The sequence below is a fragment of the Streptomyces sp. NPDC087845 genome, from assembly GCF_044742755.1.
GTDB lineage: Bacteria > Actinomycetota > Actinomycetes > Streptomycetales > Streptomycetaceae > Streptomyces.
The window spans coordinates 124,393-142,129 of record NZ_JBIUVC010000001.1; the positions used below are offsets into that span (position 1 = coordinate 124,393).

General features: G+C 67.5%; 15 protein-coding genes. 6 read left to right on the forward strand and 9 right to left on the reverse strand.

The window, feature by feature from the left end; translation table 11 throughout:
* Positions 1-111: 111 nt before the first annotated feature.
* From ACIOMQ_RS00555 to ACIOMQ_RS00575, 5 genes are all read right to left on the reverse strand, one after another.
* A complete protein-coding gene (locus tag ACIOMQ_RS00555) occupies positions 112-1,293 on the reverse strand; it encodes an ABC transporter ATP-binding protein (protein WP_402187370.1) in 1,182 nt (393 codons plus the stop codon).
* The gene (locus ACIOMQ_RS00560; protein ID WP_362200390.1) at positions 1,283-2,260 is read right to left on the reverse strand and encodes an ABC transporter ATP-binding protein; all 978 of its coding nucleotides are present in this window, start codon (positions 2,258-2,260) and stop codon (positions 1,283-1,285) included. Before ACIOMQ_RS00560 ends, ACIOMQ_RS00555 begins: the two co-directional genes overlap by 11 nt.
* Before the next feature lie 13 nt (positions 2,261-2,273).
* Positions 2,274-3,248: an ABC transporter permease gene (locus ACIOMQ_RS00565; protein WP_362200387.1), complete on the reverse strand. Its 975-nt coding sequence runs from the start codon at positions 3,246-3,248 to the stop codon at positions 2,274-2,276.
* The gene (locus tag ACIOMQ_RS00570) at positions 3,241-4,164 is read right to left on the reverse strand and encodes an ABC transporter permease (RefSeq protein ID WP_362200384.1); all 924 of its coding nucleotides are present in this window, start codon (positions 4,162-4,164) and stop codon (positions 3,241-3,243) included. The genes ACIOMQ_RS00565 and ACIOMQ_RS00570 overlap by 8 nt, the downstream gene beginning before the upstream one ends.
* Positions 4,165-4,283: 119 nt before the next feature.
* A complete protein-coding gene (locus ACIOMQ_RS00575) occupies positions 4,284-5,918 on the reverse strand; it encodes an ABC transporter substrate-binding protein (protein ID WP_362200381.1) in 1,635 nt (544 codons plus the stop codon).
* A 365-nt stretch (positions 5,919-6,283) separates the two neighbouring features.
* On the opposite strand from ACIOMQ_RS00575, the gene ACIOMQ_RS00580 reads away from it, so the two are divergent.
* From ACIOMQ_RS00580 to ACIOMQ_RS00605, 6 genes are all read left to right on the forward strand, one after another.
* Positions 6,284-7,318 carry an ABC transporter permease gene (locus tag ACIOMQ_RS00580; protein ID WP_362200378.1) on the forward strand — a complete coding sequence of 345 codons (1,035 nt, stop codon included), beginning with the start codon at positions 6,284-6,286 and terminating at the stop codon, positions 7,316-7,318.
* Between the two features lie 80 nt (positions 7,319-7,398).
* The gene (locus tag ACIOMQ_RS00585) at positions 7,399-9,168 is read left to right on the forward strand and encodes an ABC transporter substrate-binding protein (protein ID WP_362200375.1); all 1,770 of its coding nucleotides are present in this window, start codon (positions 7,399-7,401) and stop codon (positions 9,166-9,168) included.
* A gap of 105 nt (positions 9,169-9,273) precedes the next feature.
* Entirely contained in the window at positions 9,274-10,254 is a 981-nt protein-coding gene (locus ACIOMQ_RS00590) for an ABC transporter permease (protein WP_362200372.1), read from the forward strand.
* 55 nt (positions 10,255-10,309) lie between these two features.
* Positions 10,310-11,347 carry an ABC transporter ATP-binding protein gene (locus ACIOMQ_RS00595; RefSeq protein ID WP_362200369.1) on the forward strand — a complete coding sequence of 346 codons (1,038 nt, stop codon included), beginning with the start codon at positions 10,310-10,312 and terminating at the stop codon, positions 11,345-11,347.
* A 26-nt stretch (positions 11,348-11,373) separates the two neighbouring features.
* The gene (locus ACIOMQ_RS00600) at positions 11,374-12,459 is read left to right on the forward strand and encodes an ABC transporter ATP-binding protein (protein WP_401753837.1); all 1,086 of its coding nucleotides are present in this window, start codon (positions 11,374-11,376) and stop codon (positions 12,457-12,459) included.
* A gap of 419 nt (positions 12,460-12,878) precedes the next feature.
* Positions 12,879-13,403, forward strand: coding sequence for a hypothetical protein (locus ACIOMQ_RS00605; RefSeq protein ID WP_362200363.1), 525 nt, complete (start codon positions 12,879-12,881; stop codon positions 13,401-13,403).
* A gap of 118 nt (positions 13,404-13,521) precedes the next feature.
* Here ACIOMQ_RS00605 and ACIOMQ_RS00610 read toward each other — a convergent pair whose 3' ends face one another.
* The 4 genes from ACIOMQ_RS00610 to ACIOMQ_RS00625 are packed head-to-tail and all read right to left on the reverse strand — an operon-like array spanning position 13,522 to position 17,599.
* Complete coding sequence (locus tag ACIOMQ_RS00610; RefSeq protein WP_362200360.1) at positions 13,522-14,667, reverse strand: dipeptide ABC transporter ATP-binding protein; 1,146 nt, start codon at positions 14,665-14,667, stop codon at positions 13,522-13,524.
* Positions 14,660-15,718 carry an ABC transporter ATP-binding protein gene (locus ACIOMQ_RS00615; RefSeq protein WP_362200357.1) on the reverse strand — a complete coding sequence of 353 codons (1,059 nt, stop codon included), beginning with the start codon at positions 15,716-15,718 and terminating at the stop codon, positions 14,660-14,662. Before ACIOMQ_RS00615 ends, ACIOMQ_RS00610 begins: the two co-directional genes overlap by 8 nt.
* An 11-nt stretch (positions 15,719-15,729) precedes the next feature.
* The gene (locus ACIOMQ_RS00620) at positions 15,730-16,674 is read right to left on the reverse strand and encodes an ABC transporter permease (RefSeq protein WP_402187374.1); all 945 of its coding nucleotides are present in this window, start codon (positions 16,672-16,674) and stop codon (positions 15,730-15,732) included.
* Complete coding sequence (locus ACIOMQ_RS00625) at positions 16,667-17,599, reverse strand: ABC transporter permease (RefSeq protein ID WP_362200946.1); 933 nt, start codon at positions 17,597-17,599, stop codon at positions 16,667-16,669. Before ACIOMQ_RS00625 ends, ACIOMQ_RS00620 begins: the two co-directional genes overlap by 8 nt.
* Positions 17,600-17,737: the final 138 nt, after the last annotated feature.

Genomic DNA, 17,737 nt, shown 5'->3' on the forward strand with positions numbered 1-17,737 from the left:
CGGCCCCCCGGCCGGTTCACGGCACCCGCACGGCCGTACGGCGGCCATGGTGGCGCGCTTGTGTGCCGGAGGTGGGACGGCCGGGTTTCCCACGCGTTGCCGTATCCGCGGTCAGCGGACCCGGCTGCTCCCCGAGGGCGGCGGCCCGTCCTCCCGCTCCACGGCGTCCGAGGGGCCCGCCTCGTGGTCGTCCTCCGCCTCCTGCGCCCCCTTCTCCCCCGGCGTCTCCAGCAGCCCCTCCGGCGGCACCACCTGCTTCTCCTCCGCGAAATGGCAGGCCGAGTCGTGACCGGCCGGTGTGTCCGCCAGCCGGAAGACCGCCGGGACCGCCAGCAGCGGCACCTCCAGTTCGCACCGCTTCTGCGCCTTCCAGCAGCGGGTGCGGAAACGGCAGCCCGAGGGCGGATGGGCGGGTGAGGGGACGTCGCCGTGCAGGATGATCCGCTCCCGGTGCTCGCGGGCCATCGGGTCCGGCACGGGGACGGCGGACAGCAGGGCCTGGGTGTACGGGTGCGTGGGGTGGTCGTAGATCTGCTCGTCCGTGCCGATCTCGACGATCCGCCCCAGGTACATCACGCCGACCCGGTCGGAGATGTGCCGGACGATCGACAGGTCGTGCGCGATGAAGACGTAGCTCAGCGCGAACTCCGCCTGGAGCCGGTCCAGCAGGTTGACGACCTGGGCCTGCACGGAGACGTCGAGGGCGGAGACGGGTTCGTCGGCGACGATGATCTCGGGGTTGAGCGCGAGGCCGCGGGCGATGCCGATGCGCTGGCGCTGGCCGCCGGAGAACTGGTGCGGATAGCGGTTGATGTACTCCGGGTTGAGCCCGACGACGTCCAGCAGGTCCTGGACCCTGCGCCGCCGGTCGCCCTTCGGGGCCACCTCGGAGTGGATCTCGTACGGCTCCCCGATGATGTCGCCGACCGTCATCCGGGGGTTGAGGGAGGTGTACGGGTCCTGGAACACCATCTGGATGTTGCGGCGCACGGCCTTCAGGGCGCGCCCCGACAGCTTGGTGATGTCCTCGCCCTTGTACCTGATCGCCCCGGCCGTCGGCTGTTCCAGGTGCACCAGCATCCGGGCCACGGTCGACTTGCCGCAGCCCGACTCCCCCACGATGCCGAGCGTCTCGCCCGCCGCCAGGTCGAAGGAGACCCCGTCGACCGCCTTGACGGCGCCGATCTGCTTCTTGATCAGGATGCCCTGGGTCAGCGGATAGTGCTTGACCAGGTCGCGGACCTCCAGAATGGGTTCGCCGCCCGCGCGGGTGCTCCCCGGTTCAGCGCGCATCGAGCGTCTCCTTCCAGAAGTAGCAGGCGCTCTCGCGGTGCTCGGCCACCTCGAACAGCGGCGGCACCTCGCCCCGGCAGACCTCCTGGGCCAGCGGGCATCTCGGATGGAAGGCGCAGCCGGGCGGGATGTGCAGCAGATTGGGCGGGAGGCCCTTGATCGCGTACAGCTCCTGGCCCTTCTGGTCCAGGCGCGGGATCGACCGGAGCAGGCCCTTGGTGTACGGGTGGGCGGGTGCCCGGTAGATCTCGTGGACGGGGGCGGTCTCGACGATCCGGCCCGCGTACATCACGGCGATGTGGTCGGCGACGTCCGCGACCACGCCGAGGTCGTGGGTGATCAGGATCAGGCCCATGTTCAGTTCGCGCTGGAGCTCGGCGAGCAGGTCCATCACCTGGGCCTGGACGGTCACGTCGAGAGCCGTGGTGGGTTCGTCGGCGATGATCAGCGAGGGTTCCAGCGCCATCGCCATGGCGATCATGATGCGCTGGCGCATGCCGCCGGAGAACTGGTGCGGGTAGTTCCCCACGCGCTCCTTCGCGGCCGGGATGCGGACCCGGTCCATCAGCTCGACGGCCTTCAGCCTGGCGTCCTTGTGGGACATCCCGCGGTGGACGACGAACATCTCCCCGAGCTGCTCCCCCACGCTGAGCACGGGGTTGAGGGAGGAGAGCGCGTCCTGGAAGATCATGGCCATCTCCTGGCCGCGGATCTTCCGGCGCTCGTCCTTCCTCATCTTCAGCAGATCGCGGCCCTTGAAGAGGATCTCGCCGCCGCCGATCCTTCCCGGGGGCATGTCGAGAATCCCCATGATCGCCTGCGCCGTGACCGACTTCCCGGAGCCGGACTCGCCGAGGACGGCCAGCGTCTCGCCCTCGGCCACCGAGTAGTCGACTCCGTTGACGGCTCTGGCCACCCCGTCGCGGGTGTGGAACTCCACGTGCAGATCGCGCACTTCGAGCAACATGGCAGCGGGCTCCTCAGCGCAGCTTGGGGTCGAGGGCGTCGCGCACCGCGTCGCCGAGCATGATGAACGCGAGCACGGTGACCGCCAGCGCTCCGGCGGGCCAGAGCAGCATGTGCGGGGCGTTGCGGATGTACTGGGACGCGGCGGAGATGTCGATGCCCCAGGAGACGGCCGGCGGTTTCAGGCCGACACCGAGGAACGAGAGGGTCGCCTCCAGCGAGATGTACGTACCGAGTGCGATGGTCGCGACGACGATCACCGGCGCGACGGCGTTCGGGGTGATGTGGCGCAGCATCATCCGGGCGTTGGAGGCGCCCAGCGCGCGGGCCGCCTGTACGTAGTCGTTCTGTTTGGCGGTGATCACGGAGCCCCGGGCGATGCGGGCGATCTGCGGCCAGCCCAGCAGCACGATGAAGCCGATCACCGGCCAGACGGTGGCGCTGGTGACCACGGAGAGGAAGACCAGGCCGCCGAGGACCACCGGGATGCCGAAGAAGACATCGGTCAGGCGGGAGAGGACCGAGTCCCACCAGCCGCCGAAGAAGCCTGCCAGGCCGCCGAGGAGGCCGCCGAGCAGGGTGACGCCCAGCGTGGCGCAGACGCCGACGGTGACCGAGTTCCTGGCCCCGTAGACGGTACGGGTGTAGACGTCGCAGCCCTGCCCGTCGAAACCGAAGGGGTGACCGGGCTGAGAGCCCTGCTGCGCCTTGCCCAGGTCGCAGTTCAGGGGGTCCTGGTCGGCGATCAGCGACGGCCAGATCGAGATGACCACGAGGAAGAGGATGATCAGCGCGGAGATGATGAAGACCGGGTTGCGGCGCAGGTCCCGCCAGGCGTCGGACCACAGGCTGCGCGGCTTCTCGGCGGGGCCGGTGCCCTCGGGGCCGCCCGGCGTCCTTTCGAGGGTCGTGCCTTCTTCCAGGGCCAGGTCCATCACGCCTCCCGCTCCGGCCGGTGAGATCGCCTCGTCCGGTGTCTGCTCAGGCATAGCGGATCCTCGGGTCGAGTACGGCGTACAGCAGGTCGACGATCAGGTTCGCCGCCAGGAAGACGAGGACCAGGATGGTGACGAACCCGACGACGGTCTGGGAGTTCTGGCGCAGGATGCCCTGGTAGAGCTGGTAGCCGACGCCATGGATGTTGAAGATCCGCTCGGTGACGATCGCCCCGCCCATCAGGGCGCCCACGTCCGTACCGATGAAGGTGACGACGGGGATCAGTGAGTTGCGCAGCAGGTGCCGGACGACGACGCGCCGACCGGGCAGGCCCTTGGCGACGGCGGTACGGACGTAGTCGGCGCGGGCGTTCTCGGCGATCGAGGTCCGGGTGAGCCGGGTGACGTACGCCAGCGAGACCGAGGCCAGGACCAGTCCCGGGACGAGGAGCTCGTTGAAGGGCGCCTCCGGTGAGACGGAGGGCTTGATGACGCCCCACTCCACGCCGAGGAGGAGCTGGAGCAGCAGACCGGTGACGAAGGTCGGGATGGAGATGACGACCAGGGTGAGGATGAGCACGGTGGTGTCGACGGGGCGGCCGCGGCGCAGGCCGGTGACGACGCCGAGGCTGATGCCGATGACGATCTCGAAGACGATCGCGACGACGGTGAGCCGGATGGTCACGGGGAAGGCGGCGCCCATCAGCTCGGTGACCTTCTGCCCGTTGAACGCGGTGCCGAAGTCGCCGGTGAAGACGTTGCCCATGTAGGTCGCGTACTGCTGCCAGACGGGCTTGTCGAGGCCGAATTCCGACCGGAGTTGGGCTGCGGTCGCCGGATCGCACTGGCGTTCGCCGCAGAGGCCCGCGATGGGGTCGCCCATCACGTTGACCATGAGGAAGATCAACAGCGTGGCGCCGAAGAAGACCGGGATCATCTGCAGCAGCCGCCGGATCACATAGCGTCCCATGAAGGTCTCCGGGGGTCGCGGGGGTCAGAGGCTCGGGACTGGGGAGCGACGCGTCGAGGGACGCGGAAGCCGGGTGGCCGGTGCGTCCGTTCCTGGCACCGGCCCCCGGCTTCAACGGGTCACTTGACCTTGATCTGCTCGTACACCGGGACGCTGAACTGGTTGAGCGCCACGTCGGAGATCCGGTCCGAGTAACCGGCGCTGCCGTTCTGGTACCAGAGCGGAATGACGGGCATCTGCTCGACCAGGACCCTCTCCGCGTCCTGGAAGGTCGAGACGGCCTTGGCCTTGTCGGACTCCGCGTTGGCCTTGTCGACCAGGCCGTCGAACTTCTTGCTGCTCCACTTGCCGTCGTTGGAGGAGGCGTCGGTGTAGTACACCGGCTGCAGGAAGTTCTGGATCAGCGGGTAGTCCATCTGCCAGCCGGCCCGCCAGGCGCCGTTCAGCCTCTGCTGGGAGACCTGGCTGCGGAAGTCGGCGAAGGTGCCGACCGGGCCGCCGACGCACGCCTTGTTGTTGCCCATCACCTTGTTGATGCTGTTGCAGACGGCGTCGACCCACTCCTTGTGGGAGCCGGTGTCCGCGTTGTACGAGATCTTGAGCTGGCCGCCGGGGATGCCGCCGCCCTCCTGGATCAGCTTCTTGGCGTTCGCCGCGTTGTACTCGCAGGGCGCGCCGCACAGCCCCTCCTTGAAGCCGCCGTTCGCACCGAGGACCGGGGACGTCCAGTCGGAGGCGGGTGTGCGGGTGTTCTGGAAGATCTGACGGGTGATCTGCTCGCGGTTGATCGCCATCGACAGCCCCTGGCGGACCTTGATGCCGCCGGGGGTGTTCCACTTCTTGTCGTAGAAGGGGAAGGCGAGGGTCTGGATGATGCCGGCCGGGGTGTTGATGTACCGGTCGCCCAGGTCCGCCTTGACGTTCTTCAACTGGGAGGCGGGCACGTCGTCGACGAGGTCGAGGTTGCCGGCCGTCAGGTCGGTGTAGGCGGTGTTGTTGTCGGTGTAGACCTTGAGGTCGATGCCGCCGTTCTGCGCCTTGTCGGCCCCGGGGTACTGGTCCCACCTGCGCAGGTTCATCGACGAGCCCTTGGTGTACTTGTCGATGGTGTACGGGCCGTTGCCGATCGGCTTGGACACCCAGGCGGCGTGGTCGGTGAAGAAGGCCCTGGGCAGCGGCGCGAAGGCCGGGTAGCCGAGGGTGTCGGGCCACAGGGAGAACTTCTGCGTCAGCTTGACCGTGAAGGTCCGGTCGTTGACGAGCTTGAGCCCGGAGAGCGTATTCGCGCGGGCGCTGCCGGATTCGGGGTGAACTTTGTCGTATCCGTCGATGTATCCGAAGAAATACGCGTTCTTCTGATTGTTCTTCAGCAGGGCGCCGTAGTTCCAGGCGTCCACGAACGACTTCGCGGTGACCTTCTCGCCATTGCTGAAGGTCCAGCCGTCCTTCACGGTGATGGTGAAGTTCTGGTTGTCCTTGGTGTCGATTTTCTCGGCGAGCATGTTCATGGCCGCGCCGGTCTTCGGGTCGTACCTCTTGAGCCCCCGGAAGATCATGTCGAGGACCTTGCCGCCCTGCACCTCGTTGGTGTTCGCGGGCTCCAGCGGGTTCTGCGGGTCACCCCAGGAGGAACTCACCATTCCGTCGGCCCCACCGCCACCACCACCGCCGCCGCCCCCGCCGCCACAGGCCGTCGCCGCCAGGGCGACGGCCACCGCGCATGCGGCCCACTTGGCCTGTGTGGCTCCGCGCATGGAGTGCCTCCTCTTGGTCTTCGTCACACGTAGAGCCAAATATCACCGTAAAACGACTCCAATGCACCCTAACTGCGGCCGTACGTGTGTAGGTGTCATCAAGCCATTCGGGTGTGCCGCATAACGAAAAGGACACACCCATGACCGGACACCCCGCCAGGTTCGCCCCGATTACCCCGTTCCGTAAAACACCTGTCCACCTGTAGGACATCCGTGTCTTGTCAAGTTCGGGTCAAGAACCTAAAGACCGGGTGTGGACTTCCACAGCTGATTGACCGTTGTCAACGCGATTGATTGGGTCCGTTCCAACCCCTCAGCTCCTCCTGTCCGGAGGATGCCGCTTTCCGTACGGGGACAGGAGCTCGATGACCACGCCATCCCCGGCCCCCATCACCTCGGTGGACACGACCGCCACCGAAGTCGTTGAGGAGTCCCGGCAGCCCGCAGGCCCCGACAAGGGCGCCGATGCACGGAGTCCAGGCCAGCTGGCCTGGCGGCGCTTCAAGCGCGACAGGACGGGCGTGCTCTCCGCCTACATCGTCGTGTTCTTCTTCGTGATCGCGGTGGCCGCCCCGCTGATCGCGAAGCTGTACGGCAAGAATCCGTACGAGCAGTACGGCCAGGAGATACCCGGGCTGCTCAACGGATTCGCGTATCCGGTCAAGCCCAACGGCGGTATCAGCAGCGACTTCTGGTTCGGCGTCGAGCCCCAACTGGGCCGGGACGTCTTCACGTTCCTGCTCTACGGAATCCGCACCTCGCTCCTGATCGCGGCGGCGACCACCATTCTCGTCACGCTCATCGGTGTGGTCATCGGTGTCACCGCCGGATATCTGGGCGGCAAGACGGACTACCTCATCGGCCGGGTCATCGACATTCTGCTGTCGTTCCCGTCGACGCTCTTCTTCATCGCCTTCATGCCGGTCGTGTACGGGCTGTTCGTGTCGCCGGACGACGAGATCCCCACCTCCCTGCGGGCCACGTGTCTGATCATCGCGCTCACCGCCTTCGGCTGGGCCTCGATGGCCCGCCTGCTGCGCGGTCAGGTACTGGCCCTGCGCGAGCGGGAGTTCGTCGAGGCCGCGAAGGTGACCGGTGCCTCCCCCGCCCGGATCATCTTCAAGGAACTGCTTCCGAACCTCTGGACGCCGATCCTGATCCAGGCGACCCTCGCCCTGCCCGCCTTCGTGACGGCCGAAGCGGGTCTGGCCTTCCTCGGCGTCGGAATCATCGACCCGACCCCCGACTGGGGCGTGATGATCCAGCGCGGAGCGTCCTTCTACACGGACGACATCACCTTCATGCTCTTCCCGGGCATCTCGATGATCATCTTCGTGCTCGCCTTCAATCTGCTCGGCGACTCAGTACGCGACGCGCTCGACCCGAAGTCGAAGCGCTGAGCCTCCGCTCCACCCGGCCCGGCCGCTGACGTCCGGCCTGCCGTACCTGCTTCGTCCACCGACCACAAGGACCGATACGCATGTCTTTCTCCCGCAGAAACTTCCTGATCGCCACCGGCGTGGCGGCCGCGAGCTCCACTGTCCTGAGCGCATGCAGCAGCGGTGACGCGGGCGGCGGCGGCAAGGGGGGCGACAAGGGTACGCAGAAGGTCACCGGCAACAAGGGGGCCGAGATCCTGGTCGGCACCAAGGCCGACTCCACCGGCCCCGCCCCCGAGGTCCCGGGCGCGGTCAAGGGCGGCACGCTCTACACGATGGACCAGATCGACTGCGACCACCTGGACCCGGCGCAGATCTGGTCGAGCTACGAGAACCTCATCACCCCGCTGTTCATGCGTGGTCTGGTCGGCTACAAGGTGGCCAACAACGGCACCACCACGCTCGTGGGCGACCTCGCCACCGACGCCGGCACGACGAAGGACGGCGGCAAGACCTGGTCGTTCACGCTGAAGGACGGCGTGAAGTGGGAGGACGGCGCGGACATCACGATGGAGGACGTCCGCCACACCTTCGAGCGGCTCTTCGCCAAGTTCGTGACGTTCGGCCCGCGTTACCCGCAGGAGTGGCTGGTCGGCGGCGAGAAGTACAAGGGCCCCTACGAGGGCAAGCACCTGGACTCCATCGAGATCGACGGCAAGACCGTCACCTTCCATCTCAAGGAGGCCCGCGGCGACTTCAACTTCACCCTGGGCATGCGGGCCTTCTCCCTGGTGCCGAAGAAGCACGACACCAAGGAGGACTACGACAAGAAGCCGTTCTCCTGCGGCCCGTACAAGATCGACGCCCGCCAGATCGGCAAGTCCATGTCGCTGTCGCGCAACCCGCACTGGGACGCCAAGACGGACCCGATCCGCAACGCCTACCCGGACACGTTCCAGCTGCGGTTCGGCTTCCAGTCGCTGGCCTCCACGGACCGCTACATCGCGGACCAGGGCAACGACCAGCACACGCTGTCGATGTTCAACGAGGTCGCGGCCGAGCGCATCCAGAAGGTCCTCGGTGACCCGGCGCTGAAGAAGCGCGTCCTGAACCACCTCGACGCGGCGACGTACTACTACGCGATCAACACCACGCGCATCACGGACGTGAAGGTCCGTCAGGCCCTCAACTACGCCTGGCCCGCGCAGCAGACCCAGCTGATCCGTGGCGGTGCCTCGTCCTCCGAGATCGCCACCACCGTCATCAGCCCCCTCACCCCGGGCCACGTCGACTTCGACCTCTACGGCAAGAAGGCGAAGCCGGCCGGCGACCCGGTCAAGGCCAAGCAGCTGCTGAAGGACGCCGGCAAGGAGGGCCAGAAGATCGTCATCGCCTTCCAGCAGTCCGACAACGCCGTCAAGCAGGCCGTCGCCATCAAGAGCGCGCTCACCAAGGCGGGCTTCGACGTGGTGACGAAGCAGGTCGACAAGACCTCCTTCTACAGCCAGATCGGCCTGATCAACAACCACTTCGACATGTTCGCGGCCGGCTGGTCCGCCGACTGGCCCGGCGGCTACACCGCCCTTCAGCCCACCTTCGACGGCCGTGTGATCGCGGACGGCGCCTCCAACTGGCCGCAGTTGAACGACGCGGGCGTCAACAAGGCCATCGACGCCGCCGCCAAGATCACCGACCCGGCGGAGGCCAACAAGGCCTGGGGCGCGATCGACCGGCAGATCATGGAGCTGGCGGCGTGCGTTCCGGACTACTGGCCGATCCGCAACTGGTTCTACGGCTCCAAGGTCGGCGGCGTGGCCTTCGACTCGGGCAACAGCGGCATCGCGATCACCAAGCTCTACGCCAAGGCGTGACGCGGTCGGGGAAGGGCGGCCCACCGGCCTCCCTTCCCCGGTCCCGGTCACTCCCCCGCCCACCACCCCCCGGCGACGGCGCCCCACCCGGAAAGTCACGACCCCATGCTTCGATTTCTTCTCCGCCGCGTGACCGGCGCTTTCGTCATTCTGTTGGTCATCAGCGCCATCACCTTCTACCTCTTCTACGCGATACCCCGTGACCCGGCCCGGATGGCCTGCGGCAAGGTCTGCACGCCCGAGCTCCTCGGGCAGATCAGGCAGAACCTGGGGATCGCCGACCCGATGCCCGTCCAGTACTGGCACTGGCTCTCCGGCATCTTCGTCGGCCGCGACTACGGGAACTACGGCCACTGCCCGGCGCCCTGCCTCGGCTACTCGTTCACCAACCGCCAGCCGGTGTTCGGCACGATCATGGACCGGCTGCCGCTGACCCTGTCGCTCTCGGCGGGCGCGGCCTTCTTCTTCGTGATCTTCGGTGTCGGCACGGGCATGCTCGCCGCCGTCAAGCAGGGCAAGGCGCTCGACAAGATCGCCAGCTCGCTCTCGCTGCTGGGCTCCTCGCTGCAGATCTACTTCGTCGGCTACATCGCGATGTTCCTGCTGGTGCAGCAGATGGGCCTGCTCGATCAGCCCTCGTACACGCCCATCACCGAGAACCCCGCCAAGTGGGCCGGCGGGCTGCTGCTGCCCTGGCTGGTGCTGTCGATCATCTTCACCGCCAACTACACCCGTATGACCCGCTCCCAGCTCGTCGAACAGCTCAGCGAGGACTACGTCCGCACGGCGCGCGCCAAGGGGCTGTCCCGCCGCTCGGTCTTCTTCCGCTTCGCCTGGCGCGGGGCGATGGGACCGATCGTCACGATCTTCGGCATCGACCTGGGCACGCTGATCGGTGGCGCCATCATCACCGAGATAACCTTCAGCCTCCAGGGTCTGGGCCAGCTCTCCGTGCATTCCGTCGACACCAGCGACCTGCCCATGCTGCTCGGGGTCACCATCGTCGCGGCGGGCGCGATCGTCTTCGCCAACATCGTCGTGGACGCCGTCTACGGCCTCATCGACCCGCGGATCCGGCTCGCCTGACCCCGCTCCCCGTTCCGGCCCACCCTCTCCCGCAACATCCTCCTGGAGCGTCCCCGTGACGAGCACCGATCAGCAGCCCCTCCTCTCCGTCAGGGATCTACACGTTCACTTCTCGACCGAGGACGGCGTCGTCAAGGCCGTCGACGGCCTGTCCTTCGACGTGGAGAAGGGCAGGACCCTCGGCATCGTCGGCGAGTCCGGTTCCGGCAAGTCCGTCACCAACCTGACGATTCTCGGACTGCACCACCCCGACCACACCGAGATCGACGGCGAGATCCTGCTCGACGGGCAGGACCTGCTCGCCGCCTCGGAGCGGGAGCTGGAGCGGCTGCGCGGCAACAAGATGGCCATGATCTTCCAGGACGCGCTGGCCTCCCTGTCGCCGTACCACACGATCGGCCGGCAGATCGGCGAGGCGTACCGCAAGCACACCGGGGCCTCCAAGCGGGAGGCCAGGGCGCGGGCCGTGGAGATGCTCACCAAGGTGGGCATCCCGCAGCCCGACCTGCGGGTGGACGACTATCCGCACCAGTTCTCCGGCGGTATGCGCCAGCGCGCCATGATCGCCATGGCGCTGGTCTGCGACCCGGAACTGCTGATCGCCGACGAGCCGACCACCGCGCTGGACGTCACCGTGCAGGCCCAGATCATGGATCTGCTCAAGGAGCTCCAGCAGGAGACCGGTACCGCGATCGTCTTCATCACCCACGACCTCGGTGTCATCGCCGACATCGCGGACGACGTGCTGGTGATGTACGGCGGCCGGTGCGTGGAACGCGGCACCAAGAAGGAGGTGCTGCGGGCGCCGCAACACCCGTACACCTGGGGCCTGCTGGGGTCCATGCCGAGCCTCGACGGCCCGGTCGACGTACCCCTGTCGCCGATCCCCGGCACCCCGCCGAGCCTCCTCAACCCGCCGACCGGCTGCCGCTTCCACCCGCGGTGCTCGTTCACCGAACAGGTCGGCGGCAAGCGCTGCGCGACCGATCAGCCGCCGCTGGAGCTGACCGACGGCCGCGGGGCCGCCTGCCACCTCACTCCGGAGCAGCGCGTCCAATTCTTCGCCGACTTCGCCGGCACTCGGCCCAACTGACGTACAAGAGACGGGACTTCCCCACTATGAGCAGCACAGATCCCCTCCTGGACGTCTCCGGACTCACCAAGCACTTCCCGATCAAGGCCGGCTTCCCGATCCGGCGGACAGTGGGCGCGGTGCAGGCCGTCGACGGGCTGGACTTCACCGTGGGCGAGGGCGAGAGCCTGGGCCTGGTCGGCGAGTCCGGCTGCGGCAAGTCGACGACGGGCCGGCTGATCACCCGGCTCCTGGAGCCGACGGCCGGCACGATCTCCTACCGCGGGCAGGACATCACCCACGCCTCGCGCAAGCAGCTGGCGCCGGTCCGCTCCGAGATCCAGATGATCTTCCAGGACCCGTACGCCTCGCTGAACCCGCGGCAGACGGTCGGCAAGATCGTCGCCGGGCCGATGGAGATCAACGGCATCGACCCGGCGGGCGGCCGCGAGGCGCGCGTACGGGAGCTGCTGGAGATCGTCGGGCTCAACCCGGAGCACTACAACCGCTTCCCGCACGAGTTCTCCGGCGGTCAGCGCCAGCGCATCGGGGTGGCCCGCGCGCTGGCCCTGGAGCCGAAGCTGATCGTCGCCGACGAGCCGGTCTCGGCACTCGACGTGTCGATCCAGGCCCAGGTGGTGAACCTGCTGCAGAAGCTGCGCCAGGAGCTGGGCATCGCGTTCCTCTTCATCGCGCACGACCTGGCCGTGGTGCGCCACTTCTCGCAGCGCGTCGCCGTCATGTACCTCGGCCGGATCGTGGAGATCGCCGACCGGGACGACCTGTACGGCAACCCCCGGCACCCGTACACCAGGGCGCTGCTCTCGGCCGTGCCCGAGGCGACGGCCGACGGGGTGCCGGCCCGGGACCGCATCCTCCTCACCGGCGACGTGCCCTCCCCGGTCAATCCGCCGTCGGGCTGCCGCTTCCGCACCCGTTGCTGGAAGGCGACGGACAAGTGCGCGAGCGAGGCGCCGCCGCTGGTGCGGGTCGAGGGCAGCCGGGACGGCCATCTGACGGCCTGCCACTACCCCGAGGACCATGCGGCTGTGCCGTCCGCCCCGCAGGCCCGTAGCGCCCCCCAGGGGCCCTCGCTCGACAAGGCCGCCGAGAACCCCGGGACCGAGGCCTGAAACCCCTGGCCCCGGCCCCCCGGGAACCCTCGCCGGCACGGACCTGACCGGTCCGGGAACCGCGGGGTTCCCCCGGCCCGAGGAACCGAGCACGTCGGCCCTTTGACCCGAGCCACCTGCGAGCCCGGTTCCCGGGCACGAGGAAGCGCCCGGAACCGAATCGGCTCCGGGCGCTTCCGCATGTCCGCGCACCACAGGCCCGCGCACCGCAGGCCCGTACGCCGCGTGCCCGCACGCCGCACGGCGGCGCGCCGCCGGACCGGCACCTCCTCCGGACAAAGCAACGATCATGTCCGCGTCCTACCACCAAAGCTCAATAGTCGCTCAAGTCCCATATCTCACAGGCAACTTGACTGCCAGGATGTGACGCGTACCCCACAAGAACGCCTCGGATCCGGAGGATCTACGTGAAACGTGTCATGAGCACCGTTCTCTCCACCGCGCTGCTGAGCGCGGGAGTCGTAGCGGTGTCCGCCGCACCCGCCTCGGCCGGTACCAAGTGCGACGACTCGCCGATCTACTCGATCGGCGACAAGAAGACCGTCTGGCGCGCGACCAACGTGCACAGCGACTGGGCGAAGCCGGGCGTGACCATCAGCTACGCCAAGAACAAGACCGGCACCTGGACGGCCACCGGCACCGCGACGGTCGGCACGGAGGCGGGCGCCATCTTCGCCAAGGCGTCGGCCTCGTTCAGCGTCGCCGTCGGCAAGTCCTGGTCGAAGTCCGACACCTGGACCTACTCGGCCAAGGTCGAGAAGAAGAAGGGCAAGAGCCGGGGCCGCCTGATGATGTACCACGAGGCCAAGGGCTTCAGCGTCACGAAGTACCACCTGGAGCCGAAGTCCGGCGGCGGCTGCAGGAAGGTGAAGAACTGGAAGAAGCCCAACAACGTCGCCCCGGTCAAGAAGAGCAGCAACCTGTGGGGCATCCAGTACAAGTAGCCTGTCGGCACCAGCCACTGACGTACCGTCATGAAAGCGGAGGATGACGGTACGCCGACCACGGCGGAAGGCCCGGAACCCTGGCGGGTTCCGGGCCTTCCGTGTCATACGTGCCGTGTCACGAGGCCGCGCCGACGACGTCCTTCTCCTCGGCGAAGTGGCAGGCCGACTCGTGCGCGGCCGGCGTGTCCGAGGCCTTGAAGCGCTCGGGGACGGCCAGCAGCGGCATCTCCGTGGCGCACTTGTCCTGGACCTTCCAGCACCGCGTACGGAAGCGGCAGCCCGACGGCGGGTTCGCCGGGGACGGGACGTCTCCGACGAGGATGATCCGCTCGCGGCCCTCGCGGGCCTCCGGGTCGGGGACCGGGACCGCCGACAGCAGCGCCTGGGTGTAGGGGTGCGTCGGGTGGTCGTAGATCTCCGTGTCCGTACCGATCTCGGCCATCTTGCCGAGGTACATCACGCCGACCCGGTCGGAGATGTGCCGGACGATGGACAGGTCGTGGGCGATGAAGAGGTAGGAGAGGTTGAACTCGTCCTGGAGCTTCCCCATCAGGTTGATGACCTGCGCCTGCACCGACACGTCGAGCGCGGAGACCGGCTCGTCGCAGATGATGATCTCCGGGTTGAGCGCGAGGCCGCGGGCGATGCCGATGCGCTGGCGCTGACCGCCGGAGAACTGGTGCGGATAGCGGTTGATGTACTCCGGGTTGAGGCCCACGACGTCCAGAAGCTCCTGGACCTTGCGGCGCCGGTCGCCCTTCGGGGCCACCTCGGGGTGGATCTCGAAGGTCTCCCCGATGATGTCGCCGACCGTCATGCGCGGGTTCAGCGAGGTGTAGGGGTCCTGGAACACCATCTGGATGTTGCGGCGCACGGCCTTCAGCGCGCGGCCGGACAGCTTGGTGATGTCCTGGCCCTTGTAGAAGACCTCGCCGGCGGTGGCCTGCTCCAGCGTCATCAGGAGCTTGGCGACAGTGGACTTGCCGCAGCCGGACTCGCCCACGATGCCGAGCGTCTCGCCCTGGTACAGGTCGAACGAGATGCCGTCCACGGCCTTGACCGCGCCGACCTGCTTCTTGAACAGGATGCCCTGGGTCAGCGGGAAGTGCTTGACCAGGTTGCGGACCTGGAGGATCGGCTCGCCCTTCGACACCGGCGCGTCGAGGGCGGCGACCGCCTCCGACTCGGTGGCGGCGTCGACCGTCTCCACTTCACTGACGTTCGGGGTGGCGTCCACGGGCTCCTTCTTGATGTCAGCCATGGATCGTCTCCTTCCAGAAGTGGCAGGCGCTGCCGCGGCCGACCAGTTCGGTGCCGTCCTGCTCGGTCACCGGGCTCAGCACCGGGATGTCCGTACGGCAGATGTCCTGCGTCATCGTGCAGCGCGGGTTGAAGGCACAACCCGTGGGCACGTTGAGCAGGTTGGGCGGCAGGCCCTTGATCGCGAAGAGCTCCTGGCCCTTCTGGTCCAGGCGCGGGATCGACTCCAGCAGGCCCTTGGTGTACGGGTGCGCCGGGCGCTTGTAGATCTCGTGGACCGGGGCGGTCTCGACGATCCGGCCCGCGTACATCACGGCGATCTTGTCAGCGACGTCCGCGACGACCCCGAGGTCGTGCGTGATCAGGATCAGACCCATGTTGTACTCGCGCTGGAGCTCCGCGAGGAGATCCATCACCTGGGCCTGGACGGTCACGTCGAGCGCGGTGGTCGGCTCGTCCGCGATGATCAGGTCGGGCTCCAGCGCCAGTGCCATGGCGATCATGATGCGCTGGCGCATACCGCCGGAGAACTGGTGCGGGTAGTCCGAGACACGGGCCTTGGCGGCCGGGATCTTGACCTGGTCCATCAGCTCGATGGCCTTGGCCTTGGCGTCCTTCTTGGACAGGCCCTGGTGGACCCGGAACATCTCGCCGAGCTGGTAGCCGACGGTGAGGACCGGGTTCAGCGAGGAGAGCGCGTCCTGGAAGATCATCGCGATCTTCTGGCCACGGATCTGCCGACGCTCCTCGTAGGACATCTTGAGCATGTCCTGGCCGCGGAAGAAGATCTCGCCCTGCGGGATCTTGCCCGGCGGCATGTCGAGGATGCCCATGATGGCCTGGGCCGTCACGGACTTGCCGGAGCCGGACTCGCCGAGCACGGCGAGCGTCTCACCGGCGTCCACGCTGTAGTTGACGCCGTTGACCGCCTTGGCCACACCGTCGCGGGTGTGGAACTCCACGTGCAGGTCGCGGACTTCGAGCAGCGGGCCGACGTGGTCGTCACCCGAGCGTGCGGACGGGACTTCAGCGGTCTTGTCGATGGTGGTCACGTTCGCCCTCCTTATCGCATCTTCGGGTCGAGGGCGTTGCGGACCGCTTCGCCGAGCATGATGAACGCCAGAACGGTGATGCTGAGCATGATCGACGGGTACAGCAGGATGTGCTGCGCGACGCGGATCTGGCTGGCGCCACCGGAGATGTCGATGCCCCACGAGATCGTCGGCGAGGCAAGACCGAGGCCCAGGTACGACAGGGTCGCCTCGGCCGAGATGTAGACACCGAGCGAGATGGTCGCGACGACGATCACCGGAGCCATGGCGTTCGGCAGGATGTGCCGGAAGAGGATCCGGCCGGTGCCGGCGCCCAGTGCCCTGGCGGCCTGTACGTAGTCCGCCTGCTTGATGGTGATGACCGCACCGCGCATGACACGGGCGATCTGGGTCCAGCCGAGGAACGCCAGGGCGAAGACGACCACCCAGACCGTGCGCTCGGTGAAGGCCTGGAGAACGACCATGGCGCCGAGCAGGAACGGGACACCGAGGAAGATGTTGGTGAAGCCGGACAGGAGCGCGTCGACCCAGCCGCCGAAGTAGCCGGACAGCATTCCGACGAGACCGCCGAAGACGGTCACCAGCGCCGTGACGCAGACACCGACGATCACCGAGGCGCGGGTGCCGTAGATGACACGCGCGTAGACACTGCGGCCCTGGAGGTCGTAGCCGAGCCACTCGGGCGAGCCGATCTTGCTCAGTTCGGGCTTGCCGAGGAAGTGGTGCACCAGGTCGCCGGAGGTCGGCGAGGCACTGGTGAAGAGCCCCGGGAAGACGGTGATCACGAGCAGGATCACGATGAGCACCGACGACACGATGAAGTACCAGTTGCGCCGCAGGTCGCGCCAGGCGTCGCCCCACAGGCTGCGGGCCTTCTCGGCCTTCACGTCCACCGGCACTGCGGCGGGCGTCCCGGAGGCCTTGGGCGCGGGTGCGGTCTTGGTCACGTCAGGCATAACGGATCCTCGGGTCCAGGACCGCGTACAGCAGGTCGACGATGAGGCTCATGAAGAGGTAGACGAGCACGAGGATGGTCACCAGCCCGACGAGCGTGGTGCCCTCGCGCTTGACGATCGACTCGTAGATCGTGCCGCCGATGCCCTTCACGTTGAACAGGCCCTCGGTGACGACCGCGCCGCCCATCAGGGCGCCCAGGTCGGTGCCGAGGAAGGTGATGACGGGGATCAGCGAGTTGCGCATCAGGTGCACACCGACGATGCGGCGCTTGGGAAGTCCCTTGGCCACGGCGGTGCGCATGTAGTCCGCGCGCAGGTTCTCGGCCATGGTCGTACGGGTCAGCCTCGCCACATAGGCGAGTGACAGTGACCCGAGCACGATGGCCGGCGCCAGTAGTTCGCCCCAGGTCACGTCGATCGAGACGTTCGGTTCGATCCAGCCGAGCTGGAACGCGAACACCGTCTTGATGATGAAGCCGAGAACGAAGACCGGGATCGAGATGATCAGCAGGGTGAAGATCAGGATCACGTTGTCGGTGAGCCGGCCGGCGCGCAGACCCGCGGCCGTGCCGAGGCCGATACCGACGACGATCTCGATGACGAACGCCAGGCCGGCCAGCCGGAGGGTGACGGGGAACGCGTCGCCGAGGACGTCCGTCACCGGACGGCCGCTGGCAATCTGAGTGCCGAAGTCACCGTGCAGGACGATGCCTGTCATGTAATTCCAGTACTGCTGCAGGATCGGCTGGTCCAGCCCGAGCTTGTGCCGCATGGCGGCGAGGGTCGCGGGATCCGCGCCCTTGTCCCCGAACAGCCCGCGCACGGGGTCGCCGGGCAGCGTGTAGACCATCAGGAAGATCAGCAGAGTCGTCCCGAGGAAGACCGGGATCATCTGGAGCAGTCGTCGTGCGACATAGCGCCCCATCATGCCTCCATGTAATAGGCGGGCGGCAGCCGACGGGCCCTCCCCCGCTCCGACTCCCCCTGTGGGGTCGTCAGTTGCGTGGAAGGGCCCCCCGGCCACTGCGTGCGGTCGGCGCGGACCGTCCTCAGTGTCGGTCCC

Excerpts from the sequence above, each read along its gene's own strand:
- ACIOMQ_RS00605 (WP_362200363.1), top strand. The coding sequence starts at position 12,879 with ATGAGCACCGTTCTCTCCACCGCGCTGCTGAGCGCGGGAGTCGTAGCG.
- ACIOMQ_RS00575 (WP_362200381.1), bottom strand. The coding sequence starts at position 5,918 with ATGCGCGGAGCCACACAGGCCAAGTGGGCCGCATGCGCGGTGGCCGTC.
- ACIOMQ_RS00625 (WP_362200946.1), bottom strand. The coding sequence starts at position 17,599 with ATGGGGCGCTATGTCGCACGACGACTGCTCCAGATGATCCCGGTCTTC.
- ACIOMQ_RS00585 (WP_362200375.1), top strand. The coding sequence starts at position 7,399 with ATGTCTTTCTCCCGCAGAAACTTCCTGATCGCCACCGGCGTGGCGGCC.
- ACIOMQ_RS00620 (WP_402187374.1), bottom strand. The coding sequence starts at position 16,674 with ATGCCTGACGTGACCAAGACCGCACCCGCGCCCAAGGCCTCCGGGACG.
- ACIOMQ_RS00555 (WP_402187370.1), bottom strand. The coding sequence starts at position 1,293 with ATGCGCGCTGAACCGGGGAGCACCCGCGCGGGCGGCGAACCCATTCTG.
- ACIOMQ_RS00560 (WP_362200390.1), bottom strand. The coding sequence starts at position 2,260 with ATGTTGCTCGAAGTGCGCGATCTGCACGTGGAGTTCCACACCCGCGAC.
- ACIOMQ_RS00590 (WP_362200372.1), top strand. The coding sequence starts at position 9,274 with ATGCTTCGATTTCTTCTCCGCCGCGTGACCGGCGCTTTCGTCATTCTG.
- ACIOMQ_RS00600 (WP_401753837.1), top strand. The coding sequence starts at position 11,374 with ATGAGCAGCACAGATCCCCTCCTGGACGTCTCCGGACTCACCAAGCAC.
- ACIOMQ_RS00570 (WP_362200384.1), bottom strand. The coding sequence starts at position 4,164 with ATGGGACGCTATGTGATCCGGCGGCTGCTGCAGATGATCCCGGTCTTC.
- ACIOMQ_RS00580 (WP_362200378.1), top strand. The coding sequence starts at position 6,284 with ATGACCACGCCATCCCCGGCCCCCATCACCTCGGTGGACACGACCGCC.
- ACIOMQ_RS00565 (WP_362200387.1), bottom strand. The coding sequence starts at position 3,248 with ATGCCTGAGCAGACACCGGACGAGGCGATCTCACCGGCCGGAGCGGGA.
- ACIOMQ_RS00610 (WP_362200360.1), bottom strand. The coding sequence starts at position 14,667 with ATGGCTGACATCAAGAAGGAGCCCGTGGACGCCACCCCGAACGTCAGT.